Origin of the sequence: Nocardia canadensis, from assembly GCF_032656385.1 — a bacterium.
Classification (GTDB): domain Bacteria; phylum Actinomycetota; class Actinomycetes; order Mycobacteriales; family Mycobacteriaceae; genus Nocardia; species Nocardia canadensis.
This window is the reverse complement of record NZ_JAVCWB010000009.1, coordinates 1-22,462: the sequence shown is the minus strand read 5'-3', so window position 1 is coordinate 22,462 and position 22,462 is coordinate 1. Positions and strand designations below refer to the sequence as shown.

At 66.1% G+C, this 22,462-nt stretch carries 28 protein-coding genes and 2 pseudogenes; 11 read left to right on the top strand and 19 right to left on the bottom strand.

Annotated features, from left to right (window positions below):
- Positions 1 to 17: 17 nt before the first annotated feature.
- Together Q7X29_RS23365 and Q7X29_RS23360 are read right to left on the bottom strand one after the other, a co-directional pair.
- Positions 18 to 287 (bottom strand): hypothetical protein, encoded by a 270-nt coding sequence (locus Q7X29_RS23365; RefSeq protein ID WP_280303835.1) that lies wholly within the window; start codon positions 285 to 287, stop codon positions 18 to 20.
- Entirely contained in the window at positions 272 to 478 is a 207-nt protein-coding gene (locus Q7X29_RS23360; RefSeq protein WP_280303838.1) for a hypothetical protein, read from the bottom strand. The genes Q7X29_RS23365 and Q7X29_RS23360 overlap by 16 nt, the downstream gene beginning before the upstream one ends.
- Positions 479 to 856: 378 nt before the next feature.
- On the opposite strand from Q7X29_RS23360, the gene Q7X29_RS23355 reads away from it, so the two are divergent.
- On the top strand, positions 857 to 1,147 hold the full coding sequence (locus Q7X29_RS23355) for a hypothetical protein (protein ID WP_195142396.1): 291 nt from the start codon (positions 857 to 859) through the stop codon (positions 1,145 to 1,147).
- A gap of 49 nt (positions 1,148 to 1,196) precedes the next feature.
- Here the strand turns inward: Q7X29_RS23355 and Q7X29_RS23350 are convergent, their stop codons facing one another.
- The gene (locus Q7X29_RS23350) at positions 1,197 to 1,472 is read right to left on the bottom strand and encodes a DUF6374 family protein (RefSeq protein WP_195142395.1); all 276 of its coding nucleotides are present in this window, start codon (positions 1,470 to 1,472) and stop codon (positions 1,197 to 1,199) included.
- A gap of 73 nt (positions 1,473 to 1,545) precedes the next feature.
- On the opposite strand from Q7X29_RS23350, the gene Q7X29_RS23345 reads away from it, so the two are divergent.
- The gene (locus Q7X29_RS23345; RefSeq protein ID WP_316575413.1) at positions 1,546 to 1,848 is read left to right on the top strand and encodes a hypothetical protein; all 303 of its coding nucleotides are present in this window, start codon (positions 1,546 to 1,548) and stop codon (positions 1,846 to 1,848) included.
- Positions 1,849 to 1,930: 82 nt separating this feature from the next.
- Positions 1,931 to 2,401: a GNAT family N-acetyltransferase gene (locus Q7X29_RS23340; protein WP_280303847.1), complete on the top strand. Its 471-nt coding sequence runs from the start codon at positions 1,931 to 1,933 to the stop codon at positions 2,399 to 2,401.
- A gap of 75 nt (positions 2,402 to 2,476) precedes the next feature.
- Here the strand turns inward: Q7X29_RS23340 and Q7X29_RS23335 are convergent, their stop codons facing one another.
- Positions 2,477 to 2,935 carry a DUF3085 domain-containing protein gene (locus Q7X29_RS23335; RefSeq protein ID WP_280303848.1) on the bottom strand — a complete coding sequence of 153 codons (459 nt, stop codon included), beginning with the start codon at positions 2,933 to 2,935 and terminating at the stop codon, positions 2,477 to 2,479.
- Between the two features lie 2 nt (positions 2,936 to 2,937).
- Between Q7X29_RS23335 and Q7X29_RS23330 the strand changes: the two genes are divergently transcribed.
- A complete protein-coding gene (locus Q7X29_RS23330; RefSeq protein ID WP_316575412.1) occupies positions 2,938 to 3,093 on the top strand; it encodes a hypothetical protein in 156 nt (51 codons plus the stop codon).
- Positions 3,094 to 3,134: 41 nt separating this feature from the next.
- Here the strand turns inward: Q7X29_RS23330 and Q7X29_RS23325 are convergent, their stop codons facing one another.
- The 11 genes from Q7X29_RS23325 to Q7X29_RS23275 form a co-directional block, all read right to left on the bottom strand.
- Complete coding sequence (locus Q7X29_RS23325) at positions 3,135 to 4,262, bottom strand: hypothetical protein (RefSeq protein ID WP_280303852.1); 1,128 nt, start codon at positions 4,260 to 4,262, stop codon at positions 3,135 to 3,137.
- 216 nt (positions 4,263 to 4,478) lie between these two features.
- Positions 4,479 to 5,360: a DNA-processing protein DprA gene (locus Q7X29_RS23320; protein WP_280303856.1), complete on the bottom strand. Its 882-nt coding sequence runs from the start codon at positions 5,358 to 5,360 to the stop codon at positions 4,479 to 4,481.
- A 191-nt stretch (positions 5,361 to 5,551) separates the two neighbouring features.
- Positions 5,552 to 6,025, bottom strand: coding sequence for a hypothetical protein (locus tag Q7X29_RS23315; protein WP_280303859.1), 474 nt, complete (start codon positions 6,023 to 6,025; stop codon positions 5,552 to 5,554).
- A 137-nt stretch (positions 6,026 to 6,162) separates the two neighbouring features.
- Positions 6,163 to 6,498 (bottom strand): hypothetical protein, encoded by a 336-nt coding sequence (locus Q7X29_RS23310; RefSeq protein ID WP_019050232.1) that lies wholly within the window; start codon positions 6,496 to 6,498, stop codon positions 6,163 to 6,165.
- Complete coding sequence (locus Q7X29_RS23305; RefSeq protein WP_019050231.1) at positions 6,495 to 6,974, bottom strand: hypothetical protein; 480 nt, start codon at positions 6,972 to 6,974, stop codon at positions 6,495 to 6,497. The genes Q7X29_RS23310 and Q7X29_RS23305 overlap by 4 nt, the downstream gene beginning before the upstream one ends.
- Complete coding sequence (locus tag Q7X29_RS23300) at positions 6,971 to 7,303, bottom strand: hypothetical protein (protein WP_019050230.1); 333 nt, start codon at positions 7,301 to 7,303, stop codon at positions 6,971 to 6,973. Before Q7X29_RS23300 ends, Q7X29_RS23305 begins: the two co-directional genes overlap by 4 nt.
- Before the next feature lie 52 nt (positions 7,304 to 7,355).
- Positions 7,356 to 8,114, bottom strand: coding sequence for a class II glutamine amidotransferase (locus Q7X29_RS23295; protein ID WP_019050229.1), 759 nt, complete (start codon positions 8,112 to 8,114; stop codon positions 7,356 to 7,358).
- Positions 8,102 to 9,136 carry an amidoligase family protein gene (locus tag Q7X29_RS23290; protein WP_019050228.1) on the bottom strand — a complete coding sequence of 345 codons (1,035 nt, stop codon included), beginning with the start codon at positions 9,134 to 9,136 and terminating at the stop codon, positions 8,102 to 8,104. Before Q7X29_RS23290 ends, Q7X29_RS23295 begins: the two co-directional genes overlap by 13 nt.
- A gap of 305 nt (positions 9,137 to 9,441) precedes the next feature.
- Positions 9,442 to 10,122, bottom strand: coding sequence for a class II glutamine amidotransferase domain-containing protein (locus tag Q7X29_RS23285; protein ID WP_198041201.1), 681 nt, complete (start codon positions 10,120 to 10,122; stop codon positions 9,442 to 9,444).
- A 98-nt stretch (positions 10,123 to 10,220) separates the two neighbouring features.
- On the bottom strand, positions 10,221 to 11,219 hold the full coding sequence (locus tag Q7X29_RS23280) for a hypothetical protein (protein ID WP_019050226.1): 999 nt from the start codon (positions 11,217 to 11,219) through the stop codon (positions 10,221 to 10,223).
- A gap of 320 nt (positions 11,220 to 11,539) precedes the next feature.
- A complete protein-coding gene (locus Q7X29_RS23275; protein WP_019050223.1) occupies positions 11,540 to 12,115 on the bottom strand; it encodes a hypothetical protein in 576 nt (191 codons plus the stop codon).
- A gap of 309 nt (positions 12,116 to 12,424) precedes the next feature.
- Between Q7X29_RS23275 and Q7X29_RS23270 the strand changes: the two genes are divergently transcribed.
- Positions 12,425 to 12,889, top strand: coding sequence for a hypothetical protein (locus Q7X29_RS23270; RefSeq protein WP_126405862.1), 465 nt, complete (start codon positions 12,425 to 12,427; stop codon positions 12,887 to 12,889).
- Here the strand turns inward: Q7X29_RS23270 and Q7X29_RS23265 are convergent.
- Together Q7X29_RS23265 and Q7X29_RS23260 are read right to left on the bottom strand one after the other, a co-directional pair.
- Positions 12,874 to 13,710 (bottom strand): hypothetical protein, encoded by an 837-nt coding sequence (locus Q7X29_RS23265; RefSeq protein WP_022566099.1) that lies wholly within the window; start codon positions 13,708 to 13,710, stop codon positions 12,874 to 12,876. The genes Q7X29_RS23270 and Q7X29_RS23265 overlap by 16 nt on opposite strands.
- A gap of 21 nt (positions 13,711 to 13,731) precedes the next feature.
- Complete coding sequence (locus tag Q7X29_RS23260) at positions 13,732 to 14,616, bottom strand: DUF2637 domain-containing protein (RefSeq protein WP_022566100.1); 885 nt, start codon at positions 14,614 to 14,616, stop codon at positions 13,732 to 13,734.
- A 98-nt stretch (positions 14,617 to 14,714) separates the two neighbouring features.
- On the opposite strand from Q7X29_RS23260, the gene Q7X29_RS23255 reads away from it, so the two are divergent.
- Positions 14,715 to 14,963 carry a hypothetical protein gene (locus Q7X29_RS23255; RefSeq protein ID WP_019050219.1) on the top strand — a complete coding sequence of 83 codons (249 nt, stop codon included), beginning with the start codon at positions 14,715 to 14,717 and terminating at the stop codon, positions 14,961 to 14,963.
- A gap of 600 nt (positions 14,964 to 15,563) precedes the next feature.
- Here Q7X29_RS23255 and Q7X29_RS23250 read toward each other — a convergent pair.
- Positions 15,564 to 16,835, bottom strand: a complete 1,272-nt coding sequence (locus tag Q7X29_RS23250; protein ID WP_232017344.1) for a site-specific integrase — start codon at positions 16,833 to 16,835, stop codon at positions 15,564 to 15,566.
- Between the two features lie 1,205 nt (positions 16,836 to 18,040).
- Between Q7X29_RS23250 and Q7X29_RS23245 the strand changes: the two genes are divergently transcribed.
- Both Q7X29_RS23245 and Q7X29_RS23240 read left to right on the top strand, forming a co-directional pair.
- Complete coding sequence (locus tag Q7X29_RS23245; RefSeq protein WP_174562648.1) at positions 18,041 to 18,193, top strand: hypothetical protein; 153 nt, start codon at positions 18,041 to 18,043, stop codon at positions 18,191 to 18,193.
- Positions 18,194 to 18,501: 308 nt separating this feature from the next.
- Complete coding sequence (locus Q7X29_RS23240) at positions 18,502 to 18,753, top strand: hypothetical protein (protein WP_022565736.1); 252 nt, start codon at positions 18,502 to 18,504, stop codon at positions 18,751 to 18,753.
- Positions 18,754 to 18,985: 232 nt separating this feature from the next.
- Here Q7X29_RS23240 and Q7X29_RS23235 read toward each other — a convergent pair.
- Positions 18,986 to 20,510, bottom strand: a pseudogene (locus tag Q7X29_RS23235) (cytochrome c oxidase subunit I).
- A gap of 247 nt (positions 20,511 to 20,757) precedes the next feature.
- On the opposite strand from Q7X29_RS23235, the gene Q7X29_RS23230 reads away from it, so the two are divergent.
- From Q7X29_RS23230 to Q7X29_RS23220, 3 genes and pseudogenes are all read left to right on the top strand, one after another.
- Entirely contained in the window at positions 20,758 to 21,108 is a 351-nt protein-coding gene (locus Q7X29_RS23230) for a hypothetical protein (RefSeq protein ID WP_022565734.1), read from the top strand.
- Positions 21,109 to 21,659: 551 nt separating this feature from the next.
- Positions 21,660 to 21,983: a DUF2243 domain-containing protein gene (locus Q7X29_RS23225; RefSeq protein ID WP_197724355.1), complete on the top strand. Its 324-nt coding sequence runs from the start codon at positions 21,660 to 21,662 to the stop codon at positions 21,981 to 21,983.
- Positions 21,984 to 22,051: 68 nt separating this feature from the next.
- A pseudogene (locus Q7X29_RS23220) lies at positions 22,052 to 22,462 on the top strand (leucine zipper domain-containing protein); the annotation flags it as partial.

Below are 22,462 nucleotides of genomic sequence, written 5' to 3'. Positions count from 1 at the left end.
GCGATGGTCCGGTGGGATCAATCGGAGTCCGGTGGGAAGGCCCGCTCGAGGAACTGGTCATACGCCTCATCGGGCAAGGCGCCGTCGAGGGCGAGTGCTACAGCTAGGGTGTAGGTGGTTCTGGAGCGGGGGAGACCGAGTTCGCGCTCGAACGCATGTGGCGCCAGCGCAACGAGTTCGTCGACCACGGCGCAGGCCTGCCGGCGTCCTCGGGTGGTGAGCGGGCGGGTGTCGTCGGGGCCGATGACGGGCTCGGCGTGGCGGAGCAGGATCAGCGTGGAGCGCACGGCGGCCGTCGTGTCGGACGCATCGGCGTCGTCGCGTGCGTCCAGTGCTGGTGGGCCGGTCCGGAGTTGTCGTGCCAGCGTGCCCGCAGTAGTGCGAGTCCGCGCTCGACCGCGATCATGCGGGCCTGAACGCCGGGGTCGTTCGGGTCGTAGCCCGCTTCGATCAGCGCGGCCCGGTCTTCGGGTGTCATGCCAGTTTGGACGGCGCTGCTTCGTTGCAGGTTCCCGGCAAATCGGACGACTTCACCCTGGTCCAGGTCTCGGCATCGAAATCACCCCTCCAGGATCGAGGAGCGCCGACATCCGGTTGCCGGTGCCGGGCGCCTGCGGGTTGACCTATCGCCCTACACGGCTGCCGGCTGCGGATTCCGCGCCGACCGGCCTGGACGCCGCAGCCGGGGTTGTGATCAGGTGGCGTTGCCGATACGTGTTGTCGGCTCCGCGCACTATCGTCATCATGCAGCAGCCCACCACCGCGTCAGTCCGACCGCCGGTATCCGTTCAGCCGTTGGGCGACGGCTTTCCGACTATGGTGCGTGCACCATGACGATCCGGCGGGAGTGGAACCGATGAGTGACGACGACTATCCGATCTACTTCGACGCGCCCTCGATCGGCGAGGACTACCAGGTACTGCCCGATGGTCGGGTTCCGTTGTGGGTGATGCTCACCGTCGGCGACGACGCGCACTGCGTCACGCCGTGGCACACGGCCACGGCTCCGCTGGTCCTGTCGGCTGCGGTGATGGGCCGTGACTGCGACATCCCGGCGGGAGAGGTCATCGACCGCGAGTTCACTGCAGCGGGCGGGCAAGACGAGCCGTTGCACGACTTCCGGCTCGTGCACGACCCCCGGTTGTAAGTCGAGCAGGGCCAGGGCTGCAGTCGTCCGGCCGATGGCCGCAGGTCGGTCATGACGAGGACGGGTGTTCGGGGTCGCGGTGAGCGCGGTCGACTCGCCAGGGGTGCACGGTCGAAGCGGATCGCGGCCGCAGTGGACGTCGCAGGCGTGGATACCTGCGGGTATCGGATTCGGCGTAATCACGCAGTACCTGGGTCAACCGCACCGCGACCGCATCGAGGTGATCCGGGTCCACCGCGATGCCGAACGCGGCACAGGCCTCGAGCTGGCGACGGACGGTGGCGAGCGCTACAGCCTTCCGTGCGGGGCGAGGCGTCTCGGGCATGACCCGAACTCTACCCGTTATCGAACATACATTCGAGACCTGTAAGTTCGGCGGCGTGTTCGAGAAGTGGCCGGTGCAGTTCACGCCAGAACCGTGGCGAGTCGTCGACCCGCCGCAGAAGGTGCTCGTCGCCGCCCACCTGGCCATCGCCACCAAACCGAAGTACTTCCGCCAGGACCAGCTGGCCATGCGGGTGAAACTCGGCGGCCTGCGTCTGGCCGACAACGTCCCCGGCTGGCTCCATGCCTGGGTGCTGCTCGCCGACGGAACCTGGATGGGCCTGGTCACCTTCACCCTGGTCACCGGCAACGGGCACGGTCAACTCCAACTCCACCAATGGTGTCCCGCGCACGCACTGAGCCCGGTCGAGCAGTAGGCGAGACGGCAGGTGCTGCGGACGGCGTCTGTGCTCGCCGGAGATTTCTGCACGGCCGTACCGGTATGGCAGCGTGGACGGCGTGAACAGGATCGAGGTCGAGCAGATCGACGGTGAGCACGCGATGCTCGCGCCGCTGCTGGTCCGCCTCGACGAACTCCACCACCTGCGCGACAGCGTCTTCGCCGCACCATCACGGTTGACCGGGGTCGGTGACCCGGGTGCGGTTCGGCTCCTCGCTCGCCGCGACGGCGCGGCCGAAGGGTTTCTCGCCGGCAACCCGCAGACGGGCCACCTGGCGCTGGTCGGTGTCGTGCGACCGCGGTGCGGTGTCGGGTCTGCGTTGGTGCGCGCGTTCACCCAGCGAGCCTGCGTGGCGGGCGCCGATGAGGTGACGGTGGTCCTTGATACCGACCCGCATGGGCGGTGGGGGCGGCGACAGTTCTTCGAAGCGCTCGGCTTCACCGCGGTCTCGGGAAGCGCGCTGCACTTTCACCACCGGGTGTCGACGGGTGTGCGCACGTATCCCCCCAGAGACCTGCGCCGCACCTGATGCCGAATCTCGCCACTGACCGGCTACCCGACAAGCGCCGATATTCGAGGTCGATTCGGCATCTGTACCGAGCCGCTAGCGATCCAATGATGCGGCGGCCGTACTGAACTCGATGTCGAAGCGGCCGCCGGGATGCACAGTGAAGATCATGATCCCGCCACGGGCGGCGTGGTGGCGAATCATCTCGATCAACGAGATTCCGTCCTGTTGCTCGGTGAGGGAGATGTATTCGGAGAAGTCGTCGCCCCCGACCGCGGTGTAGGAGAAGTCGAAGTACTGCTCGTAGCCGACCGCGTACACGACCTTCGAGGAGCCCTCGGGTTTGGCGGGGTCGGCCAGCAGGCGGGGTACGCCGTTGGACAGCAGGTAGGTGCCCTGGTCCTTGGCCCACACCAACGCCGGTGGGACCGGTTCGGGTTTGTCGCTGTCGTAGTCGGGCCACGAGTGCTCTGTGGCGGCCATCGCGTGCTCGGCGATCACGGCGACCTGACGCAGCGGGAACCACAGTTCGAACGTGCCCATCCGGACCGGCATCGATGAATTCCTCTCTGTTGGCGAATAGTTCAGTCCTCGGCGGTGAGCGCGGCCACCCGTTGCCCGGCATCGGCGCCAAGGTGGGCTCGGCGGTTCTCGACCACGGCCGCGCGCACCCGGCCCACGCGGGCGCGGCTGGGTGCCGACTCGGCGCCTGAGGATCCGTCCGCAAGCTTTTAGGTGGGAAGTGGCTGGGTGGTCAGGACGCGCAGGCCTGGTGCCCGTCGATGCCGAGCTGGGTGAGTTCGAGGGTGAGCGGGGCGTAGTCGGGGCGGGCGCTGACCCAGGTGGCGAAGCTCGACCATTCCCAGCCGTGGTAGCGGGCGATGTCGCGGGATCTGAGGTTGCGGGTGTATTCGACCGAGGCGTGGGCGAAGCCGAGGGCCGCTTGGACCTGTTGGGGTTTCAGCGAGCTGGCGAACACGCGCAGTTCGAAGGTGTCTTCGGGGTAGACGTTGATCGCTTGTTGTCGGCCTAACCCGCGATGGCTGCCGCGGGCGAATTCTCGGCACCGTTGCCGGGCGGCGGGAGTGAACTGGGCCCAGGTGGAGTCGCGGCGGGCCAAGGTGGTGACTTCGGGTTGGTTGCGGTGGATGAATTTCATCCACCGGTAGATGTGGGCGGGGGAGTCGAACCCGTCGCGGGACAGGTGGATGTGGATGCCGACCTCGTCGTCGGTGTGGCAGCCGAGTAGCCGCAGCCGGTTCAGTAGTGACCAGGGGAACTCGCTGATCGCGTAGTGGTAGGTCATGGGGTGGGTGACCAGTTCGAACCCGCAGCTGATCGATCCGTCGTGTTTGAGGTAGGCCAGATCGCCGACGGCGGCCACGGCGGTGTCGACGGCGTCGGTGAAACCTTCTCTGGTGGCGCGGATTTCGAGTTCCAGACCCAGGTAGAGGGGTCCGTCGCCGTGGAAGACGGGGGTGGGCTTGTAGAAGTAGTCGAAGATCGCGGGGTGGTCTGATCGGCAGTCCGAGCACTGGTCGGTGCCGAACGGGACCAGGGTGACGCAGGTGTCGCATTCGCGGTATTCGCTGGCACACATCTCGCACACGTCGATGCCGTCATCGGTGGGGTAGGGACGCGCGGTGCGCGCCAGGCAATCACCGCATCGCAGGTAGTCCTGGGCACAGCTCGGGCAGAGGTCGTGGCCGCTGATGACCTCGACGAGGTCGCGGACCGAACTTCGGCACTGCGGGCACTCGGGCCAGTCGGCCCGGCAATCACCGCAGAGTCCGTCGGTGTCTGGGAGGTCGACGAGGTCGGCTGCCGGGGTCGGCGTGCGGAACTGGCCGCAGGCAGGTTCTGCGAGAACCGGGGTGGGCATGGGAGGTTTCCTTCCGTGAAATGCACTGAGCCCGCACCGCGGTGGGTGCGGGCTCAGTGGCCGGTGAGGAATCAGAAGGCGCGATGCTGGACGATCGGCTGCGCTGGTGGCGGCCAGGAATCGATCCAGGGTCAGTCCACGGCGACAGCGGACCTAGCCGCTTGCGACCATCGAGTTCGGTGGCGGCGTCGTACTCCGTTTCTGCTGGAGAAAGGGTCAGTGCGTGGTAGCGAGTGCGGCCAGCAGTTGTGCGGTGTCGGTGGCCAGGCGGGCGCGGCCGTCGCCGAGCATGGCCGCGCACCCGGCCCACGCAGGCGCGGTCGGTGTCGGGGCGGGCAGCGCGAACACGGGCCGGTCGAGACGGTTGGCCCAGCCGACGGCGTTGAGTGTGCCGCTGCGGATCCCGGCCTCGGGCACCACCATCCCGGTGCTGGCGAGTGCGGCGATGATCCGGTTGCGGTGCAGGAACCGCTCCCGCGCGGGTCGTTCGGACGGCGGGTATTCCGAGACCAGCAGCCCGCGACGGGTGACCTGCTCGAACAGGCCGTGGTTGGCGGCGGGATAGGCGCGGCGCAGTCCGCCGGCGGTGACCACGACTGCGGATCCGTCGGCGGCGAGCGTGGCGTCGAGGGCGGCGGTGTCGATGCCGTAGGCGCCGCCGGTCACGATCGTCCACCCCTTCCCGGCGGCCGCGGTGGTGAAGTCTCGTGTGGCGGTGTCGCCGTGCTCGGTGCAGGCCCGCGCGCCGATGACCGCCACACCGTGTTCTGCGAGGGCGTTGAGGCGTCCGGCGCCGCGTGCCCACAGCGCGACAGGCCCGTGCCGGTTGGTGTCGGGGTCGTCGAGATCGGTGAGCTGGCGCGGCCACTCGGAGTCCTCGCCGGTGATCAGCCTGGCACCGATGCGGTGGGCGTCGGCGAGGTCGGCTTCAGCGCGCACCGACAGGCCGGGAGTGGCGCGAGCGAGGATGTCGGCAGCGCCGTCGGCGCCGTGAGCGGCGAGCAGGACCGCGACCGCGCCGCGTCGGGTGAGGGCGGCGCGGGCCAGGATTGCCCATGCCAACTGCTGGGCGTATTCGGCGGAAAGGGTGGACTCCATGGTCGAGGAAGCCTTTCGAAGGTCTGGACGGCGCTGCAACGCAATGCGGGTCCGGGTCGATGGACGGCTCCTGTTGTGGTTGTCCACAGAGGTATCCACAACATGTGGATATCGTGAGGGCTGGTCACCTCCCGGACCGGCGAGCGGTCGGCCCGAGGGTCCGGCGCTCGACGAGCACGCCGGGCCATCGGCTAGTCGCCGTTCTCAGGTCCTTCGGTGAGGCCGAGGGTTTCCCACAGTTTGCGGGCGGCGATGACTGCTGCGAGCAAGTCCATCGGCTGGGAATCGTCGGAATTCGGTGCCGGGTCGCGGACCTTGCGCAACCGCCGCAACGGCACGCCGCGTAGCGCGATCCCGGTGGCCGCTGGCCCGGATTCGTCGGCCGGGACGGTGAAAACGTCGTAGTCGTCGCGCCGGATCCAGGCCTCGTACCAGGCTTCGGCCGGCTTGCCCTCCCGACCCGGGGTGGTGTCCTCCGGGGGCGCCCAGTACCGGCAGCGGCACAACGGGTCACCGCATCGGTTGATCGGGGCATTGCCGACGGGGTTGTAGCGATCGACATGCCCGGCCAACATCACGCAAGCACGGCGGCTGTACCAGGCGCACTCGGGGTGCAAGCCGGGTTCGACGGCGACGCCGCGTAGGTAGTCCGACGGTCGGATCATCAACACCAGGGTGTCGTCGAGTCCTTCCCCGCACACCTGACATCGCTTGTGGTGCAGGACTTCTGCGAGCCGGTGTGGGTCGATGTTTCCCCACACCGGGCGGGTGCGGTCGCGGTGGGCGAGGGTGATGTAGGGGACTACGAGTCCTGACGAGAGCGGTGCCGTCGCCAGGCGCGCGGGGATCGGAACACGCTCGGCCGCCGGCGGTCGGGATCCGGGGGTTGCGGGCATGGGTGCCTCGAATCTGGTGGTTCGGTGTCGGGTGCGGTGTCCTCGGCGGGACAGCGGTAGGCGACGAGGACGACAGTGACGGTCCGGTCGGGGGCGAAGGGTGTCTGGACTCGGAGGTGGATCAGCGACACCAGGCTGGTGGTGGTCGGGGTGCCGGTGTTCCACGGCTCGTAGAGGTTGTCGTCGGGGTCGGGGATCTGGGCTTGCAGCCAGGCGGTGAGTTCTCCGACGTGGGTGATCACGATGTCCAGCGTTTCCCGGTGTGTGGGTCGTGGTCGTAGACGGGCACCACGGTGGGTGCGCCGAGGGCGTGTGAGGTGATCGAGGTCGGCAGCACGGCTTCCTCGCCGCCGGCGGCCCACCACCCGGGCGCGATCACCCACCGGTCCTCGGCGAGGTGTGCGGGCACCAGCCGCCAACTGATCCCGGTCTTCGCGATACCGAACGGGTCGGCACCCCAGCGGGTTTCGCGTGTGCCGTCAGCTGTGATGGTGTCGATCGCGGTGGCGTGTTCGATGCGCACCAACGCCATCACCGGCAAGTGATCGGCGATGATCTCGGTGTGGGGGAACACCGCGATCGGGGTTCCCGCAGCGGGGGTGTCGGCGAATGCGGCGTGCCAGCCGATGACCAACACCTCACGCGCGGGCCGGGGGATGGGGTGCAGGCGGGCGGTCCAGCGCGACGGCTCAGCCGCCCCGACCACGGTGGTGTTCACAGCAGCCCCTGGTCACCGTTGCTGGGTGCCAGGTACTGCACAGTCTCGATGAACCGCAACGGCACGATCACCTGCTCACCGGCATCAGTGGTCAGGTTGGCGTGGCGGGCGCCGACAGTGTCCACGGTCATCCGAAAATGCAAGTGCCCGCCGCGGGTGCGGACGGTGACGGTCAGGTTGTTGTGGCGGGCCTCGTGGAGTGCGGCCACCACCATCGTCGATTCGGTCGAACCGGTCACCGGGTCAGCGACAGGGCTGACGCCACGCAACTGGTTCAGGGCGGCGCGCACCCTGTGGCGCAAGGGCGGTACGGTCAGCGGATAGGTCATCGAGGGTGTCCTCTCCAAGAGGGCTCCAGACGGAGCACGAAAGACATGGGTGTCAGGCGGTTTCGAGTGCCAGGAGGTCGGAGTAGCGGTCGGCCTCATCGGGGCAGGTGCAGCGGCAGCGCGGGTAGGGATTCAGGCACGCTTCGCAGAAGCCGCAGTACGGGCAGTGCGGGCCGTCGGGGTTGTCGTACTCTGCCCCGCAGTTGTCACAGAACTCGTAGTCGACGAAGGCACCGGCCGGGTATCGGCCCAGCTCGTAGTTGTGATTTGAGTACCACGACCCGTCGCGCCAGTGCCCGCGGTGTTCGTTGAAGATGTAGGCGGGATGTTTGTAGGCGGGGTCGACGGTGAGGATGGCGGCCTTGTCGGTACCCAACCAGAGTTCGAACCGTTCCCGTCCGGCCCAGGAATCCAATGACCCGAACGGGTTCTGCGGCAAGAAGTCCTCGGCCGCGATCCGGGTATCGGAACGGTCGTCACCGGTGAGGGGGTGGACGTGCTCGGGCAGGATCCCGTTGTGGGCCAGCACGCTTCGCTTGTCCCCGCCGATGGCGAAGGGGTGACAGTTGGCGGTGGTGTGGTCACCGTGGGTGGCGAAGCGGGAATGAAACAACGCCGGCCCGTCCGGGAATGATGCTCGGGCGTGGGCGAATTCGGTGATGGTGGTCTCTGGGTCCATGCCGTGGCCGACGATGAGCCGGTCCCCGGCGTGCACAGCCCACCCGTGCCCGTGCGGGTTCGCGACCGCACCGGCGGCGAGAGCATGGAAATCGGGGGCGATGCCGGGTTTGATGACGGTCAAGATGCACATGCGAAGTCCTCCAGGTTCCGGCTGGGCACACCGATTGAGGCCGGTGCCAGCGCGGCGAGTTCAGCGGTCAAAGCGGCGTATTCCGGTCGCGCTGCCACCCAGCTGGTGAAGGTGGCCCAGTCCCAGCCCTGGCCGGCGACGACGTCGTGGGCGCGCAGGGCGCGGGTGTATTCGACGGAGGCATGGGCGAAACCGAGCGCGGCTTGCACCTCGCGGCGATCGAGCGAGCTGGCGAAGACCCGCAGCTCGAAGGTGTGGGCGGGTCGGGCGTTGATGGCGTGATAGCGGCCCCACCCGTGTCCGCCGTGGGCGAGGTGTTTGGCCATGTCGCGGGTGTCGGGGTCGAAGCTGGCCCATTGCGAGTCGCGGCGCCGCGCCAGCGCGGTGACGTGGGTTTCGTTGCGGTAGACGAGTTTGAGCCACCGGTAGATATGGGCAGGGGAGTCGAACCCGGCCCGCGACACATGCACGTGGATGCCGACCTCGTCATCGGTGTGACAACCCAGCAACCGCAGCCGCGTCAACAGCGCCCAGGGGAACTCGCTCATCGCGTAGTCGAAACTCATCGGGTGGGTGACCAGTTCGAACCCGCAACTGATCGACCCGTCGTATTTGAGGTAGCCGACCCCGTCGAGGTGGTTGTTCGCGGTCGCGACCGAGTCCTCATAGCCGTGCACGGTGGTGCGGAGTTCGAGTTCCATGCCCAGAAACAGCGGCCCGTGCCCGTGAAAGACCGGGCGCGGGCTGTAGTCGGAGTCGTGGACACGGGAATCGTCGGGCCGGGCGCAGTCGTCGCAGTAGTACTCACGTCCCCGGACGAGGGTGCGGCACCTGTGGCATCGGGTGTAGTCGTCGCGGCAGTCCTCGCACACCGCCCGATCACCGTCGACGGTGTAGGAGTCGGCGGTGCGCAGATCGCAGTCGTCGCAGGCGGTGTAGGACTCGGCACACGATTCGCACACGTCACCGCCGGAGAGGACCGCCACGACGTAGGGCGCGTAGCGCTCGCAGTCCTCACACACGGTGCAGGGGGCTCGGCAACCAGCACACCAGTAGTCGTCCGCAGTGGTCAGTGCGGTATCGCGGGCGGGGAAATCACACCTCTCACACAGGTCGAGGCCAGCGACACAGTCCGAGCAGAGTTGTTGGTTCTCGGCCGTCTCGACCAAGTCCGCGGCAGGGTGTCGGGCTGAACAGGCATCGCATTCGGCGAGGACGACCAGGACAGCGGTGGGCATGGAATTCCTTCCCTGGAAACGACGAAAGCCCGCACGACGGGTGCAGGCTCAGGGGAAAAGCGTTGGTGACTTGCGGTGCGACCGACGCGTCAGGGACTCGGGGCGGTCGGTGGTTTCACCGCCGACAACGGCAGGGGTCGGTTGAGAGCGCGGTGGCGCGGGCTGCGGGTGCGCGGTCGGCGGCATTCGCAGTGCGGGAACCGGTTCTCGCAGGCGAAGCACCACCCGCACGTGGTGCAGTAGCGGCTGACCCGGTTCTCGTCGACGGTCTCACAGCTACGGCATGCCAATCGGCGTTGCGTGGCGTACCGCTGCGACCAGGGCAGGTAGCTGCGGTTGGAGTACCAGATCCCGCTGTCCCACAAGCCTTTCGACTCGTTGAGCAGATACACCTGCTGGTCGAAGGCGGGGTCGACAGTGAGGATCAGCAACTTGGATGACCCCAGCCAGGACTCGAGTCCCCGAAACCCCTTGTGGGTGTCGATCGACCCGAACGGCTGGCGTGGGAGGTAGTCCTCGGCGGCGATGCGGGTGTCCGATCGCCAGTCATACGGGCCCGGATGCACACGTTTGGGCAGGACACCGTTGTGCGCCAACACGGTTCGTTTGTCACCACCGAGGCGGAAGGGGTGACAGTTGTCGACGGTGCGGATGCCGTGGGTTGCGTAGCGGGAATGAAACAACGCCGGACCCCGCGGATGCTGGGCACGAACCCGGGCGAACAGGTCGATCACTTCCTCGGCGTTCATGCCGTGCCCGGTCACAATCACGGGGCCGGCGATAACAGCGAACCCATGCCCGTGCGGATTCGCCTCGGCGCCATGCCGCAACGCGGTCGGGTCCGGTGCGACGGAGGCGGGGATGAAGGTCAAGAGGCACACAGCACGCCCTCCTGTTCATCGATCAGGTCGGCAAGGTGGGCCAGTTCGACCACCAAGGGCGCGTATTCGAGGCGGCGCGACAGCCAGTCGGTGAACTGGTCCCAGTCCCAGCCGCCTGCGTGGATCTGGGCGACGGTGAGGTCGGCGGTGTAGGCGATGGAGGCCTCGGTGAACGCCAACGCCGCCTGCACCTGGCCGGGGTCGAGCGCGCTGGCGAAGACCCGCAGCTCGAGGGTGTCGCGGGGGTGGGGGTTGATCGCCTGGTACCGGGGCAACCCGACCGCGTGGCGGGCGCCTTTGGCCAGGTCTTTGGCACGCGAGCGAGTGTCGGGCTCGAACGGGGCGTAGCGGCTGGTGCGTCGCGCCAACCGCGAGACCTGGTCGGAGTTGCGGTAGACCAGCTTCATCCACCGGAAAATGTGTGCGGGCCCGGTGAACCCTGCCCTAGAGGCGTGCACGTGCAAACCAACACCGGCACCGGTCTCACAGCCCAACCGGGCGAGCTGGTGCAGGACCTGCCACGGGAATTCGGTGAGGGCGTACTGGTAGGTCATCGGGTGGCACACGATCTCGAAACCCATGGGGCGGATCGAGGAATCACGTTTGAGATAGCCGAGCGATCCGAGTGTGTCGGTGGCGGTCGCGATCGCATCGTCGAAACAGTCTTCGGGTACAACGACTTCCAGTTCCAGCCCGAGGAACAACGGGCCGGTGCCGTGGAAGATCGGGTCGGGACGGTAGGTGTAGTTCCACAACGTGTGCCGGTCAGCGCACCGATCACACCCGCGCCGCCCCGCCAGCAACGTGCCGCAGTCCGGACACGCGCACAGCTCCTGAGCGCACGTAGGGCAGGTGCGGTGGTTGCCGACGACGTAGCGGCTGTGGCGGGTGAACCGTTCGCACCGGAAGCACTGATCGAACAACTGGTGCGCGCAGATCCCGCAGACGAAACCGCCGGTGTCGGTGCGCAGACCGGTGAAGGTCACCTCCGCACACGACACGCACGCGTTCAATCCGGTCGCACAGTCCGAACACAGGCGCCGCCCGGCGGCGGTGTCGGTGAGGGCGAGCGAACGCACGCCGCAGCGGTAACACTGGGCGCAGGTTCGGGCGCATGCGTGGCAGACGATCCCGGCGTCGACCGGGACACGTACACCGGGTTCGCGGGATCGGCAGACCCCGCACGGATCGGGCAGATCGAGATCGGGCACAGCAAACCCCTTCCGAAAGACGACGAACGCCGCACCCGAAAACCGGATGCGGCGTGAAAGACAGGACGAAAAACGTGACCCAGGACAGGGACAGGTCAGGCGGCGCGCGCAGTTGCCAGGCGGCAGTCGACCGGTTCGCCGAGATGGCGGCCCTCGCAGGAAACCAGCGTCAGCACACGGGAGGGCTGGGCGAGCTGGCGCCGGGCGATCGCCTCGAACTCATCGATCCGGCTAGCGTTGATGGCTTCGTGGTGCTCGCCCAGATCCCCGCCCAGACCATCGACGGTGGGCAGTCCGGCCTGACGCCACATCCGCACGTACAGGCCGAACGCGGTGGTGTTCAACGGAGTCACCAAGCTCGCGCGCATCAGCGACAACACGACCTCGACCGAGGTCCCCGGCTTTGTCGACACACCGGTCGCGACCCGCTCGAGCAGCTCCCGGGCATGCGCCCGGTAGACGAACTCGGTGGACATCCGATCTTCGGTCGCGCTCAACAGCGAAAAGCTGTGGTGCAACACGTCAGCGACATCAGGGTGGCGGGTTTGGGCTCGCTGGATCTCCTCCTCGGCCCACTCCAGCTGCCTGAACGTTGCAAGGAGGGTCTTGGTGAACTCCGATCCGGCTAGCTCGCGGAGGATCGGTTCGAACATGGTGTGCGAGGTGGTCATCGGTCTCCCTACTTCGAGAAACTGTGCGGGTGAGAGGGGCCGGGGGGAACGCGAAGTGGCTCACCCGGTCACCGAGCCGGACCGCAGGGCAGGACGCGTCGCGGGGCACAGCGAGCGGCAAGCGGATACGTAAGGGCTGGTGAAAGAACCTGTAGCGCCAGGGTGTTGCCGTCGCGATGCTGGCGAGGGCCCGAGTTGGCGGCGTAGGCTGGCAGGCGGAAGAGCCGCTGGTCGGGCCACTCTCAGGAGATCGAGATGCCTGCTGGCAGACAACGACGATCCAAGCGCGACCCCGAATCGAGTCGCCGTTTGGACGAAGTCCAGAAATTGATGAAAGCTCGGCGTGAGGCAGCCACGCGCCGCGAGTCCGAGATGATGGACGCAGTCCAGATCTATCTACGTGCGGCAGGATCGATCCGACAGTGCACCGCGATACGCGACCAGCGCGTCAGCGAGTTGCGCAAGAGGATCGAGCAGTTGGAAGGCGAGCACGAGACGGAAGTCACGCGTTGGCGAGCTCAGCAAGCGGGCGCAGTGTCGACGATGCGCGACTTAGGGGAGTCCGATGACGACATCAGTGAACTCCTCGAGTTGACCAACAGACAGGTGCGACAACTGATCGCTGTGGCGCGAGTATCCGTGGCTGCACAGAACGATCCCGATTCGCAGGGACGAACACGTCCCGACCACCACGAACCTGAGCGGCCAGGCATACAGAGGGAATCGAGGGCCGGGCTGAGTGCCGAAGAACAGGCCGGTCAGAGTTTGGCGTAACCGCCGGTGTTCCAGACGTGCCAACGAAACTGGCTGGGAGCGAGGGCGACTCGGTAAGGGATACCGGGTTCTGTCGGGTACGGCCAGTAGGCCACGCCGCATCGGTGGCAGTAGTAGCCGTGGCTCCAAACACCGCGTGCTCGGTGCCGCCCGGCGTCGACCTTGCTGTTGCGGCGTGCACGCTTGAACGCGGTAGTGAAGATCGCGACAACTGGAATGGACAGCAAGATCGGAAACAAGTAGAGGCCCAGCACCGACACCATCATCCGAATCGGATGCGAGGGCAACGGCTCCATCGTCAATCCGACAGTGCTCAGGCCGAACGCGATCAGCGGGAAGAACATCAACACCGAGCCGAGGACCGACAGAGGACCGGCCGACGGGAGAATCGGCTGCCACGCCAGACTTCTCGCCAACGCAGAGCTGTGGCTGAACTCGCTGGTGGAGGTCCCAATGACCGGGACAACTCCGCCCGGTGCGACACCGAACCCGGCATGCACGCCGGTGCTGTAGCCGCTGTGGGTGCCGTCGGACATGACCGCGGGCACGTTCTGAACCCAGTCGACACGATCGCACTGCGGACAGGACATATCGAAGTTCACAGGTCCCCCAAGGACATGGTTTCGCTGGAGAAGAGCACGAGAAGAGTGGTACCTGGCAACGAACCGTGCATCGATCAAACCTTGGACCGCAGCCACTGTCGATGTGGTGTGAACCACATCCGGCAAATGTTCAGCCCCCGTGCGCACGGGTCGAAACAGTGTCTGCCCCACCCAGTCATAGGTAGTGGGCGTGCGCACGGTCGAACGCAGCGTGCGCACACCCTGCCGGGTGGTCGCGCCCTACGTGCGCACGGTTGGACCGGTGTGCGCACGGTCGGCGGGTGGGGCGTTGTCGGCGTGCGCACGGTCGGTGGCAGCACTTGCATGCAGTCGTTCGGCATCTCGCAGGATCCGGCTGACGGCGGACCGGCTGCGTCCGAGTTCACGTGCAATGTGTGCGGCGCTCCAACCATCGAGGTAGCGATGTGACAACACCGCAAAGACGGTCGCACGATCGCGACGCCCGCCGGGGTCTTGGTCGCAGATCGACATCGCCAGCGCCTCCAGGTCGATGTCTGAGCTGATCCGATCGTCGAGTGGTTCCTCGACGGGTTCGCAAGGTTCCGGTGGCGAGGCAGGCAGTGCTGCTCGGACAGTCTCGGTCGGGAGTGGTTCGAGGGCGGGTATCCGTGCTGGCGTCTGGGATGTCGCGTCGATGTCGGTGTTGGGGTGGTGTGCGTGCGCCAGAATTAGCAGGGCCAGCGAACTTTGCGTCATGCTTCCCTCGACGATGAGCGGCCACAGCCACGCTTCGCCAGCGGGCACGCCCGCGGTGATCGCGAGGGCGCGTAGCGCGGTGAACGACAGCCAGAACGCCCCGCCGGCGATCACCACGGTCAGGGCGGTCGCAGCGCGACGCGCAGTGAGGGATACGGTGTCGGCGCGTGCGAGCAGCGCAACACCATGAACGGCTGCCAGCAACGCCAGGGGCGGAATGACCGCGACAGTGGCCGCGAGCAAGGGCAGGGCCGTGGTGTGCAGGACGGCTTGGGTCGCGTTGCCGATCACGCTGACTCCGGCGGCGATACAGAGCTCGGTCCAGAAGAAGACGTGCGCACGTTCGGTGCGCACGTCGTCGGTCGTCGGGGGCTGGTTACAGGCGGATGATGGCGATGTCGGTTGCATAGGCTGATCCCCTTGCTTGGGGGCATTGGTGGTCAGAAGTCGCGGTCAGAGGCATTGCTTCACCCGCGGAGGTCCGACGAGCCGAGACCGTCGAGGCCGTGAGGTTCAACATCGGCACCGCCTATCGGCGAACCTCGGCGTCGATCAAGGCCGAAATCGTGGCCGAGCACGGTGAGGCTGGAACCTCCATGACGAGGCGTGAGGAACCGGCGACGGTGTATCGAACGGTGGAGCAGGTTCTGTTGTGCGTCGCCAACGGCCGCACCCCGGCAGTACACGAAGCCGTCGCGGCACCGCCGATCGAGACGGTCACGCTGGCGAAGCCGCCGCCACGCCGACCACGGTGACGAGCCGAGACGGACCGATACCCGGTCGCCTCGGGTCGTGCCCGTGCGTCGAGGTGCCGGCTCGCCCCGCAGTGGATCGCCGCAGTCTGTGGTGAATTGCGAGGGTGGAGATCGGGTGCGGCCGCGTCGCTGCTGAGGTCACTCGGGCTGGAACTGGAAACCAATACAGGGGATGGCCGCGGCGGGCACGGGAGGATTCTCGACCGATGACGGAGTGCTCCGCGTGATGGGTTCCTGTCGGGAGGGCCGCAGGGCACTCCCCACTTTGTCCCCACTAATTCGGCCGAACACGCCGTTGTCCACCGTTGTCGATAGTTGTCCAGGATTGTCGTCACGATCCTGTTTCACCAGGTCAGAACGATGATCCGATGTCCGATTTGTTGTTTGCCGTTGTCTGTGGTAGTCCGTTCCATCTGCACCGAGAAGGTCAGGGGATCGATTCCCCTTAGCTCCACATATGTGCAGGTCAGACCATATTTTTCGTCTGATTTGCGGGCTATGTGGTCACCAGTAAGTCCCCACTAATTCAAATGGCGAGTGTCCGGCGGGGTTCGAGTTGGGCAGCGTATTTCGAATGGATTCGCGAGCGGTCTGATTCCGCTATCCGGTCACCGCTCGGTTGAGTACATCGGCGGCGGCCTTGTGTGGGCGTCCGCGTGCCATGTAGTGGCGTTGGGTCATCGCGGGGTCGACGTGGCCGAGGACATCGGCAGTGACACGGGCCGACAGGCCGGCGTCGTCGAGGATGGTGGCCACGGCGTGGCGGAAACTGTGTGGGGTGATGTCCTCGGCGAACCCCAGGGCTTCACGGACACGCTGCCAGCCGTGTCCGACGTTTTGCGGGTCACGCAATGTCCCCACGGCCGAGGGGAACACCAGATCCAGGACCTCGATTCCGGGGTCCGGAGGAGAAGCCGGTCGCCGGTTCGCCACCGCGGCTTTGCGGCGTTTGAGCATTTCCACCGCGAACTCGGGCAGTGCGATGGTGCCGGTCCGGTTCTTCGGGTCATCTTTCCTGGTCACACGGACCAGTCCTTTGCCCGCGACGCGGACGAGTTTTCCGGTGGGACGCAGGGTCGCTGCGTCGAGGTCGATGTCGGTCCACAACAGTGCGAGCATCTGGGAGCGGCGCAGGCCGGTGGCGGCGTAGAGGGTGATTATGTCGGCGAGGTCGGCGCTTTCGCAGTAGGCGGCGACGGTGGGTGGGGTGTATGCCTTGACGGGTGTGCCGCGTTCTCGTTCGGCTTTGGCGAGTTGTCGCGGGCACAGGATCTGGGAGGTCCGGACGGCGGAGAGGATGTAGCGCAGTTCGTCGGTGGTGAGGTCGCCGGCGCCGCCGGTGCGGCCCTTGGCTTCGATGTTTTTCGGCATCTGGACTTCGCGGACGGGGTTGATCTCGAGGGGGCTGGTGCGGACTGCGTAGCGGAACATGCCCGAGAGCACGATGCGCCCGGTGCGCATGTTCGAAGGCCCCCTGGCTTTTCCGACGTCGGTGAGGAAGGTTTCGACCGCGGAAGTGGTGACTTCGAACAGGCGCCGGTCACCGAAGGCGGTGTTGAACATTTTGGCGACTTCGTCGTAGCGGGCGATGGTGGATTCGGTGCGGTCTTGTGCGATGAGGCTTGCCCGGTACCGGACCCACAGGTCGCGCACGGTCATGGATGTGGACAGTTCGCCGCTGAGGCCGACGGTGATGACGGCAGCAGCGGCCATGACGGCGTCGAGTGCTCGTTGGCCGGTGCGGTCGGGGATCGGGCGGTTGCGGGAGTCGAGTTTGGTAGGGGAGACACGGATGAGGTCGCGTCGTTTTCCGGAGGAGTCACGGACCCGGACACGCGCTTTCCAGTACCCGGGAGCGAGTTCGGTGAGCATCGGTTTGCCGGGGACCCCGAGGGGCCGGGGTGGTCTACCGCGGGTCATGGGTACACCGATCGAGTCGGTTGTGGGTGGCGGCTGTCTTAGTGTGGTGTGGCAACGAAATCCCTTTCCGCTCGGTGAGTTGGGGGAGGCCGGCGTCGTCTGCGGGTGGAGTTCGGGGTTCAACCTCGCGCAGTGCGCGTCGACCACGCGGCGTCGGTCCACTTGACCGATGCCCGGGAAGGCGACTTCACTGAATGCGCAGCTCTAGCGGCTGCTCCGACCATCACGGCGTCGGCGGCGGTTGACCGTGTGGAGGATTGCTATGTCGCGCGAGAGGCGCCATGACCGTCTACCTGGCCCTCACTAGCGCACCGGGCCCTGAACCCCTGATTCGGCGGCGTCGAGTAAGTCCATCTCGGCGAGAGCGACCACGACTGCCAGACCTGTCACCGCGCCGACGACTGCTCGGTGTGCGCGTCGACGGCCGCCTCGCGAGCGAGGATGAAGGCTCCCGAGCGAGCTGCGGCACCTTTGCGTATGCGTGCTCCCCGGGCGCGCGGAATGAAGCCAGGGTGGGGGAGGTGCAGCTGTCCGGCCTATAGTGCTCCCCGCCCGAGCGGGGATGAAGCCACCGCCGGCCCCATTACAGGCAAGTCATGAGACTGCATGCCGCTGCGGGAGATGCCGATGATGGATCATCTCCGTGTCGTGGGTAGTGTCGAGTTCAGCCAGCATCTGTGCTGAGGGATCGCATCGGCTGTCCGGTGACAGTGAAGATGAGCCACGCCAACCTCGCTGACCTGCGGTGGCCCATTTTGAGTGGCAGGCTCCCCGACCCGATTTGCCATTCAAAGTGAGCCAACTCTCTCCATCGGCCACGGCGAACTGGCTGGTCGGGCTCTCGATGGTCCAGGTTCAGTGGCAAGGCTGCGTCGATGGCTCAGGTGGGTTGGCAATAGCCTATTTTCACTGGCAACGGACATCGGCTGTAGCGTTGCTCAGTGTCGGATCTCACCGATCCGATTGGTGAATTCTGACGTCGCCGGGTGTGGCAGGGCGGGATTGTCGCCAGTTCGCAGCACGCAACAGTGACGGCGGCGACCAGCAGAGTTCCGGGCGAAGATCCGTTGAGACAACGCTCAGCTAAGCCAGCGACGGGCCACTGGCCAGCGATAATCCCGGCGACGTCGATGGTCACCCCAGCCATAATCTCCGACGTGAAAGAAGTCGAGGTCGTCGTCCAGTACGAGCGCGCGACTCTGCACGTCGGCGGGGTGTTCCTGAAGATCGACGCTGAACAGTCGAACACCGACACCAAGGTCGAGGCGATGGCCGGCACCGTTCCCGACTCCGGATGTTCTGTGGCGTAAGCCACCAGTGCTCGCGCTCGCCGCTCTGCCAGGATTGGCACTCGGCGCCTCGGTGAGCAGTCGACCGCATCGCCAGCGGCGTGGGCCGCAGCGGGCGCCACCATACGGAAGCTGCACGACGCGCCGCTACCGCCATGGCCCGGCCGGGGCCTCGACGCGCACGCATCGGAGCGCAACCGCAAATGTGCAGCGCTTACCAGGAGCGGGGTGGCCCCACCAACGTAGTCGCACACAACCGCCGGATAGCCGAGATCGCGCTTCGGCCGTGAACGCCGGCATTCACCCACGGCGACCTCCGGATCTCCCACGTGTTCGTCGAAGGCGATGAGGTCACTGGCGTTAACCGGTCCGAGGCGGCCCAGGGCGATCCCCTGTATGACCTCGCCATCCTGACGCTCGAACACCCGGAACACCTCAGTGACGTCGTCGCCGGTTACGGTGCCGACATCGACCTCAAGGTGATCCGCGCCTGGTGGTCGTTGCCTAGCCTCCTGGGGCCCGCTGGGTGGTTGAGCACGGTTTCGATCCGGCCTCGCCAGGCTGCAAGGTCGACGTGCTGAGAACCCAGGCAATGCGGACTGATCACTCGCAACCAAGATCGCGACGTCAGTTTTCGCCGATACAAACATCTTCGGATCTGGGGCGACGTCAGGATCTACCTATCGGTGACGTCAGAGATCATCGATAGAACCACTATGGCTGGCCTTCTGGGCCGAATGCGGAGGCCCGGCCCGTGATAGCAGGCTTTCCGTAGCAGATCGACGTACGAGCTGGGTGGCGTCGGGAGTGGTTTCAGGGTGCAGCGTCGACTGATTTGGTGGTGTCGTCGGTGTCGGCGTGGACGGTTTTGGTGCCCCAGCCGATGTGGGATTCGCTGCGCATGCGTTCGATCATGTGTGGGTAGTGCAGTTCGAAGGCGGGTCGTTCGGAGCGGATTATGGGGAGTTCATAGAAGTTGTGTCGCGGGGGTGAGCAGGTGGTGGCCCATTCCAGGGAGTTGCCGTGCCCCATGGGTCGTCCACGGCCACGACTTGGCCGTATCGGTAGTTTTTAACACGTTCCACACGAATGTCGTCATCGACGCCCCGAGCAGGAACGATCCGAGGGTGGAGATGGTGTTCAGCGTGGTGAAGCCGTCGGTGGGCAGGTAGTCGGCGTAGCGGCGGGGCATGCCTTCGTTGCCGAGCCAGTGCTGGACCAGGAAGGTGGCGTGGAAGCCGATGAAGGTGGTCCAGAAGTGCAGTTTGCCGAGGCGCTAGTCGAGTAGACGGCCGGTCATTTTCGGGAACCAGAAGTAGATGCCGGCGAAGGTGGCGAACACGATGGTGCCGAAGAGCACGTAGTGGAAGTGGGCGACCACGAAGTAGGTGTCGTGGACATGGAAGTCCAGCGGTGGGCTGGCCAGGATCACCCCGGACAGGCCGCCGAACAGGAAGGTGACAATGAAGCCCAGCGCCCACACCATCGGGGTTTCGAAGGTGAGCTGGCCTTTCCACATGGTGCCGATCCAGTTGAAGAACTTGACCCCGGTCGGGACCGCGATCAGAAACGACATCAGCGAGAAGAACGGCAGCAACACCGCGCCGGTGGCGTACATGTGGTGGGCCCATACTGCCATCGACAGCCCGGCGATCCCGAGGGTGGCATAGACCAGCGCGGTGTAGCCGAAGATGGGTTTGCGGCTGAACACCGGCAGGATTTCGCTGATGACCCCGAAGAACGGCAACGCGACGATGTAGACCTCGGGGTGGCCGAAGAACCAGAACAAATGCTGCCACAGGACCGTCCCGCCCGTGGCGGGGTCGAAGATGTGCCCGCCCAGGCGGCGGTCGAAGGCGATGCCGGCCAGGCCCGGGGAGTGTACGATGTCGGACAGGGGCTGATAGGCGGTCCATCCGAAATCGGCGGCGCCGCCGGGGGTGAGGAATCCCGAGACCGCCATCGTCGCGCCGAATAGGAACAGCCAGTAGCTCAAGGCGTTCAGGCGGGGGAAGGCCACGTCGGGGGCGCCGATCTGCAAGGGCAGGATCGCGTTGGCGAACCCGAACACCGTCGGGGTCGCATAGAACAGCAGCATGATCGTGCCGTGCATGGTGAACAGCTGGTTGTACTGCTCGGGAGACAGGAACTGCATGCCCGGGCGGGCGAGTTCGCCGCGCATCAACAGCGCCATCAGCCCGCCGATGAGGAAGAACGCGGTGGTGGTGACCAGGTACATGATCCCCAGCAGCTTGGGGTCGGTGGTGGTGACGATGCTCCACACCGCTGAGCCCTTGGGTCCGCCGCGGGCAGGGAACGGGCGCGAGGCCTCGACGATGGAGCCTGTTGAGCTGGGACCTGCACCATTTCCACTCCTCACCCGTCACCGGCCGAACCCCAACGGCGATACCCGCTCGATGAGCGCTCAAACGATCGTGCGCGCCTTTACCGGAAATCTGGTGTAGGCTCGGCGCCGCCGGTGTTTCCGAGCAGGGGTCCGGGAACACTCACGAGATAAAGCCACGCAAAGCAGTTACCGCCATCTGGACACGATCACGCTCGCGAATACCCGTGCGACGTACGCGGTGGCGCTGGATCGCCTCGTCGCCGATTTCGGGCCCGATACCGCTGTGGCGCTGCTGGATCCGGAACCGGACCGGGTCAGCGGCTGGTTCACCTATGTGCGGGGTGCCAAGTCGGCCAAGACCTTCAACATCCGGCTGACCGCGCTGGGCTCGGCGTCGGAGTATTGGCGTGAGCAGGGCTGGCTGGCCGGTGATCGCTTATCCGGCTGCGGGCCCGACGTGCGCCGCCGGACACGAGCAAGCATTGAGCCGCGAGCGAGCGGCGTTCATCGTGGGATCGGATGTGCGCTGCGCGAACGGGCGCTGTGGCCATGCTCTATGAGTCCTCGGCGCGTGCTGAGGAGGTGCTGAATCTGGACGTGCCGGATCTCGATGCCGCGAATCGGTGCGCGGTGGTGATCCGTCGCGGTGGTGATCCGCAAAGGATTGCGCGTGAGCTGATCGCGGGACAGACGGATACGACCCACGCCGCGGAGGGCGGGCCTTAACGCCGGTGTTGATGAAGCTGTCCGGGCACACATTGGTGCGCAGCCTGCAAGTACGCGCGGGTCTTCGATGAAGGGCTGCGTCGGTTCCAGGCCGACAGCGACCCGGCCGCGCGCCGCCGCCGGGGTCGCTGTTCCTGCCCTGGTTGAGCGGGTGACGGACGCCGTGTGCCGGGTTCGACGGCAGTCGTGGCGGCGACGCCGGGGGCGGGTTACTACGCGCCCGCGGTGATTGCCGGTATCTCGCAGGGTAAGGCGGGTGTACGGGCGGTTCGGGCTCGTCAGTGGCGGGATGGAAGGACACGTTGATGAGTTCGTCGGACAACCCGGTGCCGGGGGTATACACGCATTGAGCCGCAATCAGGAGAGGTGCCGATGATGCCCAGAGATGCCCCGACCCCGCCGCACGGTCTGCAGGTGAGTACCCCTTTGGTTGCACGCTCGGTGTGGTCGGGTGTGCTGGTCGGTATCGGCACCGCGTCCTTCATCGACGAAACCGTGTTCCACCAGCTGCTGCATTGGCACCACTTCTACGACAAATCGACCACCTCGATAGGGCTGGTCTCAGACGGATTATTCCACGCGTTCGGGTTCTTCGCGGTGGTGATCGGGTTGGTGATGGTCGCCGATCTCATCCGTCGCGCAGGGTTGTCGAAGTACGGCTTGGCCGCTGGGATCTTCCTCGGACTAGGTGTGATGTCCAGGGAGGTTGTCCCGCTCCCCGCGGGTAAGTCGATGTGACAGGCGAAGGCCCCCGGTAGTGAAGTGGAGCTGTCTAGGAACCGCTTCACCACAACCCGGAGGCCTTCGTGTCCCACGCTAACGCAGCCCTGACTCCACGAGCACGACTACGCCTGGCCCAACTGATCGTCGACCGCGGCTGGACATACACAGCAGCAGGCAAGCTGTTCATGGTGTCTGCGCGGACGGCCGGGAAATGGGCCGACCGCTACCGCGTCGAAGGCCCGACCGGGATGGTCGACCGCAGCTCACGACCAACCACACAACCGAACAAAACACCACCACACCTGGTGCGACGCATCGTGGCATTGCGTTGGCGGCACCGGTTGGGTCCGATCTAGATCGCGGGCCGACTCGCGATGCCGGCCTCGACCGTGCACGCAGTACTGGTTCGCTGCCGAATCAACCGTTTGTCGCGCATCGACCGTGTCACCGGTGAACCGCTGCGCCGCTACGAACATGCCCACCCCGGCTCGATG